The following is a 14763-nucleotide window of genomic DNA, read 5'->3' as shown; positions in this document are numbered from 1 at the left end:
AGGACGTCGAGGAAGAGGCGTGGCCCGAGCGGCGGGCGGCTGGCACACTGCGGGCCATGATCTCCCCGGGGCACCTCGACGCGACCGAGCCTGTGCGCACCTCCCTCCCCGGTGCTCTGCGCTTCCTCCGCCCCGAGGTGCGGGAGTGGCTCGATCCCGCCGGGCGGGTGCCCTACGGCCGTGCCCGTGCGCTGGAGGCGCTGGTCACGGCGTACACGAAGGAGGCCAGGGTGCTGACCGGGCTGACGCTCTGGCTGGGTGCTGCCTGCGGCGTGCTGCTCGTCTGCTTCGGGGCCGGGGCGCTCGCGGAGGGGATCGCGACGGGCGACCTCGGCTTCGGGTTGCTGGCCGGGGTGATGATGCTCCTCGGTCTCCCCCTGGCGGGACTCTCCTGCGCGTACGGCGTGGTGCTGCTGCGTACCGGCCGCGCTCTGACGCGTGCGGCGGTCGGCTGGCTCGGGGACGACGAGTCAGCCGGTGGGCTGCACCACCACGTCGCGGTGCGTCGTGCGCTGTACCGGCCTCCGGTCTTCTTCCGCCTCGTGTGGGTGTCCCTGGCGGGCCTCGCGGCCGTGTGCTCCGGCTCGGCGGTGGGCTACTGCCTGTGGCAGCTGGGTGGGGCAACCGCGCAGGACGCACGCGTGCTCGGCACGCTCACGGCCATGCTGACCCTGCTCACCGTGCTCTGTGCGGTGCCCGCGGTGGCGCTGGCCCGTGGGGCCCACCGGCTTCAGCGCGTCCTGGTGTGGCAGGCGCTGCGCGACGCCTGAGCGCTGCTCTGCTCGGTGCGGAGACTCCGTGAGCGGCTGTCCCGGGGGAGGAGCGCACGACAAAACCCGCCTCCTGGAGGGAGACGGGGTCTGACGTGCGGTGATTCGTGGTGGGCGATACTGGGTTTGAACCAGTGACCTCTTCCGTGTCAAGGAAGCGCGCTACCGCTGCGCCAATCGCCCAGGTCTTGAATTATCTGTGGAGGTGGGTACGGGATTTGAACCCGTGTACACGGATTTGCAGTCCGTTGCCTCGCCTCTCGGCCAACCCACCCTGCAGGATCCTCCCAGGGAAGGACCGGTGGAAAGACCTCTCCGAGCGGACAACGAGACTCGAACTCGCGACCTCAACCTTGGCAAGGTTGCGCTCTACCAACTGAGCTATGTCCGCCTGCATTTCCCGGCCGGTTTCCCGGCCGTTCCTGCGAGCAGAACAGTAGCCGATGGTGGGGGGCGTGCCAAAACGGGGTCCCGTCCGGAGTGTTGCGCGGGTCGCGCCGAGGCGCCCGGTCCCTAGAGTTCACGGCATGCGCACCTGGATCGATGGCCGTCTGCTCGAGGACCCCCGAGGCCCTGCCCTTCCCGTCACCGACCACGGGTTCACCGTGGGTGACGGCGTCTTCGAGGCGGTGAAGATCGTCGACGGCGTGCCGTTCGCGCTCAGCCGCCACCTGCGACGCCTGGCCACCTCGGCCCGGGGACTGGGTCTGCCGCCCGTCGACGAGGAGCAGGTACGCCGTGGCGTGGCCGAGGTGCTGGCCGGCGAGCCGCTGCCGCTCGGTCGACTGCGCATCACCTACACCGCAGGTGCCGCGCCCCTGGGCAGCGGACGCGGGAACGGCGGCCCCACCCTGGTCGTGGTCGCGGCGCCGATGGACGCGAACCCGCCGACCACCCAGGCGGTGACCGTGCCGTGGCCGCGCAACGAGCGAGGCGCCCTCGCCGGGCTCAAGACCACGTCGTACGCCGAGAACGTGATCGCGCTGGCGCACGCCCGGGAGCGCGGCGCCACCGAGGCGGTCTTCGCCAACCTCGCGGGTCACCTGTGCGAGGGCACCGGGTCCAACGTCTTCTACGTCGTGGACGGCGAGCTGCGGACGCCGACGCTGGCGTCCGGCTGCCTGGCCGGGGTGACGCGTGCGCTGGTGCTGGAGTGGTTCGGCGCGCGGGAGGTCGACGAGCCGATCGAGGTGGTGGAGGAGGCCACCGAGGTCTTCCTGGTCTCGACCACCCGCGACGTGCAGGGGGTGAGCCGGTGGAACGAGCGCGAGCTCGTGGCGCCGGGGCCGGTCACCCAGGAGGTGGCGCGGGTCTGGCGTGAGCGCGAGGCCCAGGACGTCGATCCCTGACCTGCCCTGTCCCTGAGCCGGCCCAGGGAGAGGGAGGGGAGACGCGGCTCAGGCGAGCAGCTGGCCGATGATCGTGTCGAGGCGCAGGTGCTGCGCCTCCTCGCCGGCGGGCACCAGCGAGAGGGAGCGGCGGAGGAACCGGCGCACGTCGCGCGCGCACGCCCGGGTCGCGAGGTGGCCGTCGGGGGAGCTGAGCTCGACGAGCACGACCGCCTGTCCGCGGTCGTCGGCCTCGGGGCGGACGAGCACGTCGCCCAGGCCGGCCGGTTCGGTGAGCCCGGTGACCAGCAGCTCCCGGCTGAAGGTCCAGGGGAGGTCGCCCTCGTGGGTGCGGAAGGTGATGGTGACCGCGAACGGGTCGTCCTCGCGGTAGGCGAAGACCGTCTCCATGGCATGGGCCCGACCGAGGGAGTCGAGGCACTGCATCGTGATCTCCTGCTCGACTGCGCCGACCAGTCGACGGTCGTACCTTCCGGCCATGGTTGTCCTCCGCTGCGTTCTGTGTGGAGGTCAGTAATTCACCTGGACAGCACCCATGAGACGGAAACGTCAAGATTCATATAGGGGAAACCAGCAACGATCTAGACCAGTGCTGCTCATGGTCGCGCCCGGTACCCTCAGGGGGTGCGTGACGAGGCGACCCAGGACCGACCCGATCCTCTCTCCGAGCAGGGCGCGCCCGGACCTGGCTCAACCGATCGCCTGGAGCGCCCCGATCACTCCGAGCACCCGCACCTCGCAGAGGCGGTGAAGGCCCCGGAGCTCGACTACGGCCCGGGGTGGGCCCGTCGTTGGCACGCCCGCGCGCACGCCAATCCGGTCACCGGTCTGATCACCAAGGTCGTGGTCACGTTCGTCGGCTGCCTGGTGATCGTCGCCGGCCTGGTGATGATGGTGGCGCCGGGTCCCGGCATCGTCGCGATCCTGGTCGGCTTCGGCATCCTCTCCACCGAGTGGGCGTGGGCGGACCGCTGGGTCGACCGGATGCGTGCCTACGCCCACGAGACGGCGGAGAAGGCGCGACAGATGGATCCCGCGGTCCGTCGCCGGCGGATCGCCATGGCCGCCGGTGCGGCGCTCCTGGCGGCTCTGCTCGTCTGGGCCTACCTCGCCTTCTTCGGCTGGCCGTCCCTGGCGGTCGACGGGTGGGACTGGGTGCAGGACATCTCGCCGTTCGTCCCGGACCTCCCGGGCATGTAAACCGACGTGCGGGGGAGGCGGATGTGAGTTCCCCCGAGGCATGCGCTAGTGTTTCCGCCGCACCACACGGGCGATTGGCGCAGTGGTAGCGCGCTTCGTTCACACCGAAGAGGTCACTGGTTCGAACCCAGTATCGCCCACCGCAACCCAAACCGCCTCTGACCTGCGAAAACAGGCTTCAGAGGCGGTTCGCATTTCGGCGTTCGTGTCCACTACGTGTCCATAGATCCCGTTACGACCCGACCGTGGGGATGCGCCGGATGGTGGTTTCGAGCTCGTCGAGACGCACTCGGATCTGCTTCCGACCGCACCGGTAGCCGGGCAGGCTGCCCTCGCTATCCGCCGTCTGATGGTCTTCACGGAGACCGCGAGCATGTCCGCCGCCTCCTCCAGTGTGAGGTAGGTGGGGAGGTTCGTCTTGCGGGTCATCGCCTGCTCCTCGGGTTCGTAGCTGTCTGTCGGATGTCGTGTCGTCGGGTGGGTGCCGGCGTCCTGTGCTGGTCAGGTGCGCGGCAGTGGACACCCGGCACCGCACCCGCAGTGGTCAGATCTGCGGGGCGCCCGGACGGGGTCTGGGGATGGGACGATGGAGCACTGCGGAGTGGAGCTCAACGCGGGTGGCCCCCGGAGTAGCCATGAGCACCGGCTCTCGGGGGCGGAGACGGTCGCGGACGGTGCGAATGACCTCCAGGTCGGTCGCGTTGGAGACGGGCACGAAGCGGTCCCGGACCGGGTGGATGAGCTGACCACTGCCGGCCACAAGCCGGGGGAGCGTGACGCGTTGGGCGAGCGCGCCGCACTCGACCCCGTCCTCGATGACGTCGGCGATGCGATGGTCGAGCCGGGTGAAGAGCAGTTGGAAGCCGGCCAGGACACGCGGCTCGACGATCGAGTCCGGCGGGATGTCCCGCAGGCGGGCAACGGCAATGGCGCCTTCGGCAGCGGCCTGGCCGCCCCTCCCCAGCACCCCGGCGACGTCGCGGAGCTGCCGCTGGATGAGGGCATAGGTGTCGGCACGCTCGCTCCAGCGTGCCGCCAGCCGCTCGTCGATCCGCGCAGCGAACGGGACCAGATGCGCGGAGAGACGACGCTGGGAGTCGACGACGAGCCGGAGGTTCGTGGCGTTGGGGACCGTCTTCATCCGGATCACGAGGTTGTGCTGCGCCTGCAAGACGCCGAGGATCCCGGGACGGGCGGGGCCGGTCATGAGCTTCGTCTTGGGTTTCCAGCCGATGCGGTCGACGGCGTAGTCGTGCTGTCCCAGGCTGACGTCGAGGGCGGCCGCGAGCGCGGCCCATCCGAGCCGGGCGCTCCCGGCCAAGGGCTCCCAACCGGGGGTGTTCTTATAGCGGCGGTCGAGGACGACGAGGGCCTGGGCCAGCGCGGCGACATCGCCGACGAGGGCCCGCGCCTGGGGTGCGGTCATCTGTGCCGCGAACGGTTCGGCGGTGTCGTGCTCGGCCAGGGCCGCGGCGCGGGCGGCGAGCCGCCATTGCTCGACCAGAGGATGGGACTGAGGTGAGGACAGGGCGTCGGAGGAGGCCTGCCGCGCCGCGGACTGGGTCGTGGCCGTGGTGAGGGCACTGGCGAGTTCATCAGCCGCGGTGGGTTGCGCATCGGCCACCCCGACCGCTTGGAACGGATTCGGTTGGGGCGTCGGCATGTTGGTGAACGCCAGGGGAGAGGCGGCCCGCATCGCCTGCGCCAACCAGAGAAGGACGGTCTGTCGGTACTGGCGAACGAGGACCCCGTGCTCCTGGCGCGCCTCCACTGTCAGGCCCAGCTTCTGCTGCACGCGGTGCCGACGCAGGAGCGTGGCGAATGCTCGGCGCATCTCGGCTCCGGTCTCGCCGTACATCATGTGCCGTCCAGGGCGCGTGCGTCCTCGAACATGACGAGGAGCAGTTCGAGGCGCAGGGACTCCACCCCGTACTGATCCAGCTCCTCAAGAGCGGACGTCAGGCGGGCGGGGAACGTTGCCAGACCCTCCGCGTGCCGGTCAGTGCTCACGGCGGGGCAGGCATCGCTGTGGATGCGGTCAAGCTCGATCAGCACGCGCTCGTAGGCCGACGCGACGTCGACTGTCGTGGCCTGGTCGGCGAGCGCTGCCAACCGCAGACGGGCGTCGGCGAGGACGAGTGCGTGGGGGAGGAGCATCGCCGGCCTTTCGTGTGTGGGCGGTTCAACGGTCTTCCCGCTTGAGCCGCCCGGCGCGAACGAGCAGCGGGGCTGTGGACGGCGCCGTGGGGGATCGCTCCTGTGGCGGGGCGTCGGTTCAGCCCGCGCGGGATCGCTCGGCGAGCACTTCGAGCCGACGGCGGCGCAGCACGTCGTCGCGCACGAACACCTCGAAGTGGCTGTCCCGGTCCGCGATTTCAACGTCGCCTGCCTGAGCGACGGGCGCCTCGCCCGGCCAGGACGTGACGCGGGTCGGACGGTCGCGGTCCAGACGTGTGCCCGAGACGGCGACCCAGTCGCGCAGTCGGTGCTTAGCGTCCTCGAAGTCCCGTCGCCAGGCGATTGGGGCCGAGGGGGAGGCGGTCTGGTGGTAGCAGCTCAGCCAGTGCGTGTGGAGTGCCGAGAGCTCCCAGACGAGCTCGTCGTGGAGGTAGTAGAACGGCGGGACGATCGAGGGTGGGAGGCCGTGGCTGGTCTTGAGCCACTTCACCCACCGGTCGAGGTCATGCCATTCGTACTGCGCCTCGTCCGCGGTGAGCAGGTTCCAGTTGACCGGACCGGGCAGGTCGTCGCGCAGAAAGTCATAATCGCCCGGCTGGTCCGGCTCATCGTATCCGGTGTAGAGATCCATAGCGGCCGCACCTGCTACAGACCGATGACCGGACTGGATCGCTCGGGAGTCACCTGCTCTGCGGGCGTCGCGGGGGTCAGACGCCGGCGCTGAACCTCATATGCCGTCCTGTTGACGTTGTGGCCGATCTTGCGCGCGACGAACTCCTGCTTCACCACGCTGCGCTGGCGACCGTCGACTTCATACTCGTGGACGTAGCCGCTGGCCACGAACGAGTCCCCTTTGCGGAACCGGGCGTACATCTCGCGTGCTGTCGCCTCAAACGCGACCATGTCGTGAAAAGTCGGCTCCAGCTTGGTGAACTTGCCGTCGATCTCCTTGCGCCACTGCTCGACTCCCACGCGGACGCGGAGGTACTCAGCGCCCCCCGCGGTGAAGTGCAGGTCTGGTTCGCTGGCGATGAAGCCAGCCAGGCTCATCTGGGTGGGGATGGACATTGTGCCTCCAGAGACCGTGCGCCTTCCGGCAGGAACGCGCCTTATAGGACAGGTGCGCGTCCACGACCAGGCTCGGCAACCGGTTGCGCCGGTTTAGGCAGCCCGTACTTCCCCGCCATCCACGTCACCACGTCAAACACGCGAAGAGGCGAGATCTCCGTCGGGAGGTGCGCATCGTGGCGCAGGCGTGCGAGGCGCTTCGCGTAGTTCGGGATTGTGCGTCAGATGTGCCCGAAGCGGCTCCAGAGCCGGGCTGAGCCGATCACCTCGGCGACCACGGTGTCGTAGATAGGTCTGAGACGGTCGCTTACGAGCGAGCAGCTTTGTCGCTGTAATGGCCCCTCGCCAGGAAGCTGCATGAGAGCTCCTGTCACAGCGCCCCCCGGGTGAACATCCCTCCAGCGCCTGACACACATCGACGCAGATCAGGTGTCACCTATCCGTGCAGCGGACCCGGCCGCTGGGAGGTAGCACGGCGCCGTGCGAGTCCGAAGGCCAAAACACTGCGATGTTCGTCCCGGGGGGGCCTGGCACCAGACCCCGGAACCACTGCCGCCCCTGGCATGCCTCACGGTTGACACGACCGATCGCTCGACCTTTCAGTGGTTCTTATGCAGAGAATCTGCGTAGAATGGCTCGAGTCGCGACTCTTTGCCCCCTACGCTAGGGAACCCCATGCTGCTGAATTTCCGTGTCTCCAACTACCGCTCCTTCCGCGAAGAGGTCTCCATCTCGTTCGTCGCCACGCGCCTCGACAAGGGCTTCGGTGTGCCTACCGCCGTAGCCGCCGACGGAAGCGCGGTGGATGTGTTGCCCGTCGTCGCAATCCTTGGTGCGAACGCCTCAGGCAAGTCGAACCTGCTCCGAGCCATGGAGTACATGAGGACCATGGTGCTGACCTCCGCGTCGCGACCCCGCTTTGCGGAACTCGAAGCGGACCCCTTTGTCCTCGATGGGACCTCTCGAAACGCACCCACCCTCATGGAGTTGGACTTCGTGCTGGACGGTTCGCGCTACGTCTACGGCTTCGAACAGAAGCAGGGACGCTTCACGGACGAGTGGCTCCATACCTACCCCCATAAGAGGAGCCAGAACCTCTTCGATCGCGAGAACACTGACGAGTTTCAGTTTGGCAAGAACTTGGGGGGGCAGAACAGAGTCATCGCGGAGATAACTCGATCTCAAGTGCTCTTCCTGTCCGCGGCCGCACAAGCGGGTCATCCACTGCTTTCCAAGATCTATGACTTCTTCGTCCGGAATCTGGTAATGCTCGATGTGCCGGGCCGGAGTCGCACCTCACCCTCAATGATCCGCCGACTGACGGAGCGGCGCGGTCAAGCGGTCCAACTTCTCGCACTGGCCGACCTTGGCATCCTTGACGCTCGTATCGACGACTCCAACATCTCCGACGAGCGGCGCGCTCAAGTGCGGCAGATGATCGAAAAGTCAATTGACGAAGAAGAACTCCCTGAGGACGAAAAGAGCAAGAGAGTCGACGAGATCTTGGCCCGCTTTTTTGAGAGCCAAGAGCCGAACGTAGAACTCGTCCATAAGGCCGTCAAGGGCGGAACGTCGCTACCCTTTGAGGAGGAGAGCCTTGGGACAAAGTCTTGGTTGTCGTTTGTGTCTTATGCCTTGGACGCCCTCGAACATGGCGGGGTCCTGCTCGTGGATGAACTTGACGCAAGCCTCCACCCCCTGCTGATCGCTGAGGCATTACAACTCTTTCAGTCTCCACGCACTAACCGGCATGGGGCACAACTTGTGTTTACGACGCACGATGTGACACTGCTGAGCAACTCGCTGGAACGACTCAGCCTGTCTCGCGGTCAAGTTTGGCTCGTGGAGAAGTCGGAGCACGGGGCGTCCACGCTAACTCCGCTCTCTGACTACCGCCCCCGCAAGGGCGAGGACTTGGCTAGGGGCTACCTGCAGGGTCGTTACGGCGGCACCCCTCGCATCCTTCCCGCGGACGCGGGTGACGTCGTTGTGGGGAACGAGCGCCGCGTTGCGGCGAACTCACGCCGCGCTCTGGAAAACGAGCGCCGCCGTGGCTAAGCGCGGTGGTGCCTCGCTCACACGATCGGTGGGGAGCCGCCAGCCGAAGAAGCGCGTCGTCGTCGTCTGCGAAGGCGCGAAGACTGAGCCCTCCTACCTCCGACTCATCAACAGACGCGCCACCGACGCCCTCATCGAACTAGAAGTAGTAGACGAAGATGCGACCTCCCCGAAACAGCTGGTAGAGCGCGCCTGCCACATCATGACTGCTGCTCTGCGCGAGGCACGCCGCACCCGGGATCCCAACGCGAAGGTAGATGAAATCTGGTGCGTCTTCGACGTTGACGAGCATCCGATGCTGAGAGAGGCGAAACAGCAAGCGGAAGCGAACGGGGTGGATGTCGTCATCTCGAACCCATCCTTCGAGGTGTGGCTCCTGTTGCACTTTACTGAGCAGACTGCTCACCTGCATCGAGATCACGCCCTCGGCAATCTGAAGAAGTTCATTCCCGACTACGACAAGTGCCTGCGAACTCTCGACGAACTCGAGGGCCGGTTCGAGGAGGCCAAGCAACGTTCTATTCGCCTCGATAGAAAACATCAAGGGGATGAGACTCCCTTTCCGGAGAACAACCCCTCCACCGGCATGTGGCGACTCGTCGACTCACTGCAAGCCGCCTACTAGGCCAGCACCGCATTCGTCCGCCTACTCTCGGCCTCGGCAGCCTGCATCGATCTGGGTGGTGTGCCGCCCTGACCGATGCGAATGCCACGGACGCAGGTTCACGACGATCGGTGGAGCACTTCGTAGGAGCACGAGGCCGGTCCCGAATGGAAGCGTGCGCATCCGTTCTGGGGGCATCACGTGTCGCCGCTGGGTGGACCATTGCGTTGAGCGGGCGCCGTACTCGCTAATTGTGACGCTGTCGACGAGCTCGTCTCGCTCCCCTATGAGGACGGAGAGCTCCTGAAGATCTTTGGAGGCCGATGCGCCCCCCAGAATGACCTTCACGATCGATGCGTCCCAGATGGTGCTGGCGGCGTGGTCGCCCCACTTGGCGCGAGCCTGCGAGAGCGACTGAAGGACGGGCATCGTCGTGATACCGGTGCCCCCACCCTCGGCCATCAACACGGGCAGGGAGGGCAATGGAGCAAGATTCCCGATCTCATCGAGTGCGAGCAGTAGAGGCGGGTCGAGCCGTGTCCCGGGCGATGAGGCAGCCAGGTGCCGGGCCGTCTCTGTCAGGTCCTCCATGAAAGCGGCGACGAGTGGCCAGGCGGCGCCCGCGCCGGCGCCGGTGGCGAGCAGGTAGAGCGTCCCGTTGCGGGTGAGGAAGTCCGTGGGATCGAACTCTTCGCCGGGTGCGGGGTTGACGGCGTTGAGGACCCGAGGGTCGGCAAGGGATGCCATGGCCTGGGAGACAGCCATCCAAATGGAGTCGCGGGTGCGCGGATCCGAGGTGATCATGCCTTGGAGCGAGTCGGTCCAGCCGGGCGCGGCACCGCCATGGCTGGAGAGGATGCCAACGGCGTCCATTGCGGCGTTCGCCGAGAGCGACCACTCGAACAGCACCCGGGTCGTCAGCCGCTCGAGCGCGGCTGCGTGGAGCAACGCCTGGAGGACGGCGCGGGCGCGACCTTCCCAGAACCCGCCCGACTCGGTCCCTCCGGCTGAGAGTCCGGTCGACGAAGCGAGACCGGTCGCTCGGATCATCGCGGTCAGGGGGTCCTCGCAGCCGCGGATGGGGGACCAGCGGACGCCGGCGTCGTGCACCGCGCTGAGGCCGGCGGTGAGGCGCTGCGGGTCGAACACGGCCACGGGTCCCTTGGCTCGTCGTGCGTGGAGGGTGGCGACGAGGTTGTCGGGTCGGGTAGAGGTTGTCACCACGGCGCCGGGAGCGTCGAGGATGGCGTTAATGACCAGATGGAGCCCCTTACCGGAGCGTGGCGGGCCGATGACGAGGATCGAGTCTTCGACGGACGCCCAGATCTCGCGGCCATGACTCCTGCCGAGAAGGTAGCCCACGTCGCTGGCCGCGGGGCGTCGGAGGGAGGGGCGCAGCGTGCTGGCTCGGCGGAGCAGTGCCTTCTCGGAAGCGGTGGCGTCGATGTCCCTTCGGGTCGCGGTGCCTTCGATGCGCTGTGGGTCGTGGGCGGACCGGTGTCGGGCACGGGCGATCAACCTCCACACGCCCCAGCCGAGACCGATGAGCAGCGAGACCAGGATCACGAGGCTGACCCAGAACGCCATTGCTGACAGGCCATCGGTGCCGAGCGCCGTACCCGGGGAGGTGGGTCGAGCGAGTACGAGCAGACTGGCTGCTACGCCGTTGGCGGGTTGCTCCGTGCTGGTCAGGAACGCCGCGACGGAGCCCGCGGCGCGCAACAGGAGCGCGAGTAGGAAGGCGCCGCAGATCGCGAAGAGCGCGGCGTTGGTCAGCTCGCTGTCGACGGACTGGCCGCGAGGGCTCATGGCTGTTGCTCGATCTCAGCCATCGCTGCCGACGTCATCCCGATCAAAACCAGTCTGCTTCCGCGCTTGGACAGAAGCGCGGGCGGGAGGTTCACGGCTGCTAGCCCGTCCGCGTCAGCTGTCTCGGTGAAGAGGACGTAGGCGAGTGCGACTGGTTCGCCGGGACTGAAGCCATGGCCGGTGATGCCCGACGGAGGCGTTGAGAGGGTTTGGTCGTCCGCCGATGTGGTGTCCGGCCCGGACGGGGGAGTGGCGATGTCGGCGTAGGTCGTTCCGTCTGCCTCGCGGATCTCGACGCGTACGGCGGTCCCAACTGCAGTGGTGATCCGGTCCAGTACAGCGCCGAGGTCGGCACGGGCGAGCGTCCAGCCCACGTCGTACGGCTTGCCGTCCACGTCGATCGCCAGCTGCCCGTCCTCGCTGACCCCAACATGGACGGTGCTGAGTACGACAGGAATCTTCATCGCCCCAGCACCGGCCCGTCGGTTCGTGCACCGGTCGCGATAGGTGCTGTCCCGACGCGATGGCTCAACGCCTCTCGGTACAGACCCGGAGGGGTGCCGTCGCCGATCTTTTGCATGTCGAGCTTGTCGAGGATCCCCAGTGCCGCGCCCCTGACGCGTTCCGCTGTCGACTGCACGACCTCGACGGGCGTCTTCCCGGGGACGCTCGCGGCCCACGTCGAGACATAGGGGATGGTGTACGCCGAGGTGTCGAGTCCATGAGTCGCGCCGACCATCAGCGCGATCGACTCAGCCTCGACCTCAGCGATGCCACGATGCATGGTCGCGTCCGCGGCCAGGTCGGTCGACACGGTGTTCTCCCGGGGGGCATGGAGCAGGACGTGACCCAGCTCGTGAGCCAGCGTCTTCACCTGGGCCGCGTCGTCCATGTCCGTTCGGACCGAGATCTCACGGGCGAGGAAGTCGGTCAAGCCATTGGCTCCACCGATCGCCGCCGCGGAGGAGACCAACCGGAGGTCGAATCCGCGGGCGGTGATCTGGTCCGCGAGGCCATCCCAGAGACCGGAGGGAGCCTCACCCCGCAGCAGGTTGGGGCGGGGGAGCTCGGGAACGGGCTCGCCGGCAGTCTGGGACACGTCCCACACATGGGTGGGCTTGAGACCGATGAGCTTCGACTTCACGGTCTCGCCGAACCCAGGCCGCTCGCCACGTGCGAGCCGGTGCCATGACCCGGGGTCTGTGGGGTTCGGCGAGGCGATCCGGGCAGTGACCGGCGCGAGGATCGCGTACCCGTGCTGGCCCTTCATCACGTGGCGTCCGAGGGAGAGCCACTGGTGGAATCCGGCGACGTACGTGGGAGTCGGCTGAGGGACGCGCCCTTCCTGGTATGCCGAGTAGTGCTGGGCGTAGATCAGCATGGTGTTGTTGAAGCTGCGGGAGCGGAACCGGGCGGCGAAGGTCAGCGCTCGCTTCCAGTCCTCGCCGGTGACCAGCGCGGCGACCGACTCCGACAGCGTGTGCTGGAGCGCTGAGAGCTTGGCCTCGCGAGAGGCCCGTGTGCGGACCTGGGTGCTCATGACGTCGTGCCTCCTGTCATGCGGCCGGAGGTATCGAAGAGTCCGAGTTCGGCGGGGTGCAGCTGGTGCTGCACGACGAAGGAGCGGTGCTTGATCCGCCACAGCCCTTGGCCGGTGCCGAGGGTGGGGATGAGCGCCTGCTCGGTGCCGGTGAGACCGAGCGCGGCAGAGGTGGGGCCGAGTTGGTCGGACTCCTGCCGGTAGACGACGCGGGTCTCCGCATTGGCCAGCAGCGAGGAGGCGAGGGCGCGCATGGCCGACCCGGAGTCGCCGACGTTGTCGAGGTCGGAGAGCTTGTGGAAGATCAGCATGTTCGCGATCCCGTAGTGCCGTGCGAGCCGCCAGTGCGCATCCATCCGCCGAAGCAGCGCGGGGTGTGACATCAAGCGCCAGGCCTCGTCGTACACGACCCAGCGTTGCCCGCCGGCCGGGTCCATGAGCGCTGACTCCATCCACGCCGAGGCACAGGTCATGAGGACGGAGATGAGAGTGGCGTTCTCGGTCACGCGGGAGAGATCGAGGGAGATCATCGGTAGCGACGGGTCGAACGACACCGTCGAGGGACCGTCGAAGAGCCCGGCGAGGTCGCCCGCCACCAGCCGGCGCAGCGCGTGGCCGGGCAGCCTGCCGTCCTCGGCAAGGCGTCCGTCGGGATCGTCGAGCCTGTCGGGCGCGAGCAGTCGGTCGACCACCATCGGAAGCACCGGTACGTCGGTGCCGTGCACCGTGCGTTCCAGTGCCACGTCAACGGCGGTGTGCTCGAGGGGTGTGAGGCGTCGATCGAGAACGGTCTCGGCAAGCGCGCCGATCAGGTCGCGTCGGCGGCTCGTGACCTGGCTCGCCCATTGAACGTCGTCGAGTCCCCCCGGACGGATCCCCTCATCGAGCGGGTTGAGCCGGTTCGGCATCCCATGACCCAGAGCGATGGCCTTGCCGCCCACCGCCTCGGCGACGGGCGTGTGCTCGCCCTTGGGGTCGCCAGGCACGTAGACGCGGCACCCGAACGGGATCGACCGGGTGTATAGGCTCTTGGCGAGACTCGACTTGCCGGCGCCCACGATCCCGGCCAGGACCAGGTTCGGCGCGGTGATCAGGCCGCGGGCATAGAGGACCCAGGGGTCGTAGACGAATGACGATCCTGAATAGAGGTCCTGGCCGATGAACACGCCTTCGCTGCCGAGTCCACCTTCAGCGAGGAACGGGTAAGCGCCGGCGAGTGTGGCGGAGGTGTCCTGATGGCGGGGGAGTCGGAAACGGCCCGGGGTCCGTAGCGCGGCGGGTCCGGGTTCGCCTGCGCGGGGGAGCAGTTCAGTCAGCCGCTTCTCAGCCGCAAGATCGGTTGCCTTCTGCTGCGCGGTCGACCGTCGCGCATCGCGGTCCTCGACGACGAGAGCGCGTGCTGAGGCCCTGCGGAGCCTTCGGTCCGCCCGCTTCTCGCGCCTAGGAGACACGAGAACGGTCGAGTGGAGACGGTGCTCGTCGAGACGCTTCGTCACAGCGACAGCCCGGGGTCGCTCACTCGCCGCGGGATGGCAGCGAGAGCGGAGGAGTCGTCGACGTCATAGGCGATGGTCGCCTCGACCTCGTGGGCCCTGGCGACACCGTTCGCGACCTGCTGAACCATCTCGGCTGCGCGATGCAGTTCCCAAGCGACTTGGTACGACGCGGCGCGTCCGGTCCGCGCGTCGCCGGCAACGCAGGCTCGCGTGCCGAGTGCTCTGTCATGGGACTGTGCGATCTGGTGAAGCGACTGGGCCAAGGACGCGAGGCCATTGGTGAGCTCTCCGAGCACGGGGTAGATCTCGGTCGGGTCCTCGACGTGTCGGGTGGCGTGAGCGAGTTGCCGGAGAGCCTTGCGCGCCTCGTCGGCGTGAGCGCTTGGACGGTCGAACAGGGCCATCGCTTCCTCCTCGATGAGTGCTTCTCATCAGGGAGGTGCGTCGGTAGTGGAACTCGCGCCTGAACTACGAAGGAGGTGGTCAGACCCGCTGGTGCGCCAACAGAGTCCCACCATCGCGGCGGTGTGACGCACCTATCTCAGAGGGATCTGCCCCACCAGGTCGCCGTTCGCGTGCAAGGATGCCGAGCATGGTGAAAAGGACTATCGCAGTGGAGTTTGAAGGCGACGTGACGACCGCGCGGTCGCTCGCCAGAGCCATCTACTGGATGGTTTCGGCGGCGGACGTT

16 protein-coding genes and 4 tRNA genes are annotated in these 14763 nt (G+C 67.5%); 6 read left to right on the top strand and 14 right to left on the bottom strand.

The annotated features are described in order from the left end of the window. Window positions 1-56: 56 nt before the first annotated feature. Entirely contained in the window at window positions 57-770 is a 714-nt protein-coding gene (locus tag H8838_RS11375; RefSeq protein WP_185996266.1) for a hypothetical protein, read from the top strand. Window positions 771-878: 108 nt separating this feature from the next. Here H8838_RS11375 and H8838_RS11370 read toward each other — a convergent pair. From H8838_RS11370 to H8838_RS11360, 3 genes are all read right to left on the bottom strand, one after another. Next, window positions 879-953, bottom strand: a tRNA-Val gene (locus tag H8838_RS11370). 17 nt (window positions 954-970) lie between these two features. Next, window positions 971-1044 (bottom strand) — tRNA-Cys (locus H8838_RS11365). A gap of 44 nt (window positions 1045-1088) precedes the next feature. Next, window positions 1089-1161, bottom strand: a tRNA-Gly gene (locus tag H8838_RS11360). A gap of 136 nt (window positions 1162-1297) precedes the next feature. Between H8838_RS11360 and H8838_RS11355 the strand changes: the two genes are divergently transcribed. Next, a complete protein-coding gene (locus tag H8838_RS11355) occupies window positions 1298-2119 on the top strand; it encodes an aminotransferase class IV (protein WP_185996265.1) in 822 nt (273 codons plus the stop codon). Between the two features lie 48 nt (window positions 2120-2167). Here H8838_RS11355 and H8838_RS11350 read toward each other — a convergent pair whose 3' ends face one another. Beyond that, complete coding sequence (locus H8838_RS11350) at window positions 2168-2599, bottom strand: SsgA family sporulation/cell division regulator (RefSeq protein WP_185996264.1); 432 nt, start codon at window positions 2597-2599, stop codon at window positions 2168-2170. A gap of 144 nt (window positions 2600-2743) precedes the next feature. Between H8838_RS11350 and H8838_RS11345 the strand changes: the two genes are divergently transcribed. Together H8838_RS11345 and H8838_RS11340 are read left to right on the top strand one after the other, a co-directional pair. Then, window positions 2744-3319 carry a PGPGW domain-containing protein gene (locus H8838_RS11345; RefSeq protein WP_185996263.1) on the top strand — a complete coding sequence of 192 codons (576 nt, stop codon included), beginning with the start codon at window positions 2744-2746 and terminating at the stop codon, window positions 3317-3319. Window positions 3320-3387: 68 nt separating this feature from the next. Further along, a tRNA-Val gene (locus tag H8838_RS11340) sits at window positions 3388-3459 on the top strand. 404 nt (window positions 3460-3863) lie between these two features. On the opposite strand, the gene H8838_RS11335 is transcribed toward H8838_RS11340, so the two are convergent. The 5 genes from H8838_RS11335 to H8838_RS20335 all read right to left on the bottom strand — a co-directional run bounded on the left by H8838_RS11335 (window position 3864) and on the right by H8838_RS20335 (window position 6780). Next, complete coding sequence (locus H8838_RS11335; RefSeq protein WP_185996262.1) at window positions 3864-5180, bottom strand: hypothetical protein; 1317 nt, start codon at window positions 5178-5180, stop codon at window positions 3864-3866. Beyond that, window positions 5177-5476: a hypothetical protein gene (locus tag H8838_RS11330; RefSeq protein WP_185996261.1), complete on the bottom strand. Its 300-nt coding sequence runs from the start codon at window positions 5474-5476 to the stop codon at window positions 5177-5179. The genes H8838_RS11335 and H8838_RS11330 overlap by 4 nt, the downstream gene beginning before the upstream one ends. A 118-nt stretch (window positions 5477-5594) precedes the next feature. Continuing rightward, window positions 5595-6128 carry a hypothetical protein gene (locus H8838_RS11325; RefSeq protein WP_185996260.1) on the bottom strand — a complete coding sequence of 178 codons (534 nt, stop codon included), beginning with the start codon at window positions 6126-6128 and terminating at the stop codon, window positions 5595-5597. A 14-nt stretch (window positions 6129-6142) separates the two neighbouring features. Next, a complete protein-coding gene (locus H8838_RS11320; protein WP_185996259.1) occupies window positions 6143-6565 on the bottom strand; it encodes a single-stranded DNA-binding protein in 423 nt (140 codons plus the stop codon). Between the two features lie 41 nt (window positions 6566-6606). Next, the gene (locus tag H8838_RS20335) at window positions 6607-6780 is read right to left on the bottom strand and encodes a DUF6308 family protein (protein ID WP_224766528.1); all 174 of its coding nucleotides are present in this window, start codon (window positions 6778-6780) and stop codon (window positions 6607-6609) included. A 460-nt stretch (window positions 6781-7240) separates the two neighbouring features. On the opposite strand from H8838_RS20335, the gene H8838_RS11315 reads away from it, so the two are divergent. Further along, complete coding sequence (locus H8838_RS11315) at window positions 7241-8623, top strand: AAA family ATPase (RefSeq protein ID WP_185996258.1); 1383 nt, start codon at window positions 7241-7243, stop codon at window positions 8621-8623. Then, window positions 8616-9248: an RloB family protein gene (locus H8838_RS11310; RefSeq protein ID WP_224766082.1), complete on the top strand. Its 633-nt coding sequence runs from the start codon at window positions 8616-8618 to the stop codon at window positions 9246-9248. The genes H8838_RS11315 and H8838_RS11310 overlap by 8 nt, the downstream gene beginning before the upstream one ends. A 21-nt stretch (window positions 9249-9269) precedes the next feature. Here H8838_RS11310 and H8838_RS11305 read toward each other — a convergent pair whose 3' ends face one another. The 5 genes from H8838_RS11305 to H8838_RS11285 are packed head-to-tail and all read right to left on the bottom strand — an operon-like array spanning window position 9270 to window position 14476. Next, entirely contained in the window at window positions 9270-11036 is a 1767-nt protein-coding gene (locus H8838_RS11305; protein WP_185996257.1) for a TraM recognition domain-containing protein, read from the bottom strand. Continuing rightward, window positions 11033-11500 carry a hypothetical protein gene (locus H8838_RS11300; RefSeq protein WP_185996256.1) on the bottom strand — a complete coding sequence of 156 codons (468 nt, stop codon included), beginning with the start codon at window positions 11498-11500 and terminating at the stop codon, window positions 11033-11035. Before H8838_RS11300 ends, H8838_RS11305 begins: the two co-directional genes overlap by 4 nt. Further along, a complete protein-coding gene (locus H8838_RS11295) occupies window positions 11497-12576 on the bottom strand; it encodes an ArdC-like ssDNA-binding domain-containing protein (RefSeq protein WP_185996255.1) in 1080 nt (359 codons plus the stop codon). The genes H8838_RS11300 and H8838_RS11295 overlap by 4 nt, the downstream gene beginning before the upstream one ends. Further along, window positions 12573-14072: an ATP-binding protein gene (locus tag H8838_RS11290; protein ID WP_185996254.1), complete on the bottom strand. Its 1500-nt coding sequence runs from the start codon at window positions 14070-14072 to the stop codon at window positions 12573-12575. The genes H8838_RS11295 and H8838_RS11290 overlap by 4 nt, the downstream gene beginning before the upstream one ends. Further along, entirely contained in the window at window positions 14069-14476 is a 408-nt protein-coding gene (locus H8838_RS11285) for a hypothetical protein (RefSeq protein ID WP_185996253.1), read from the bottom strand. The genes H8838_RS11290 and H8838_RS11285 overlap by 4 nt, the downstream gene beginning before the upstream one ends. Between the last annotated feature and the right edge of the window lie 287 nt (window positions 14477-14763).

The organism is Nocardioides campestrisoli (genome assembly GCF_013624435.2).
Classification (GTDB): domain Bacteria; phylum Actinomycetota; class Actinomycetes; order Propionibacteriales; family Nocardioidaceae; genus Nocardioides; species Nocardioides campestrisoli.
The sequence above is the reverse complement of the archived record's forward strand: the minus strand, read 5'-3'. Positions and strand labels throughout refer to the sequence as shown.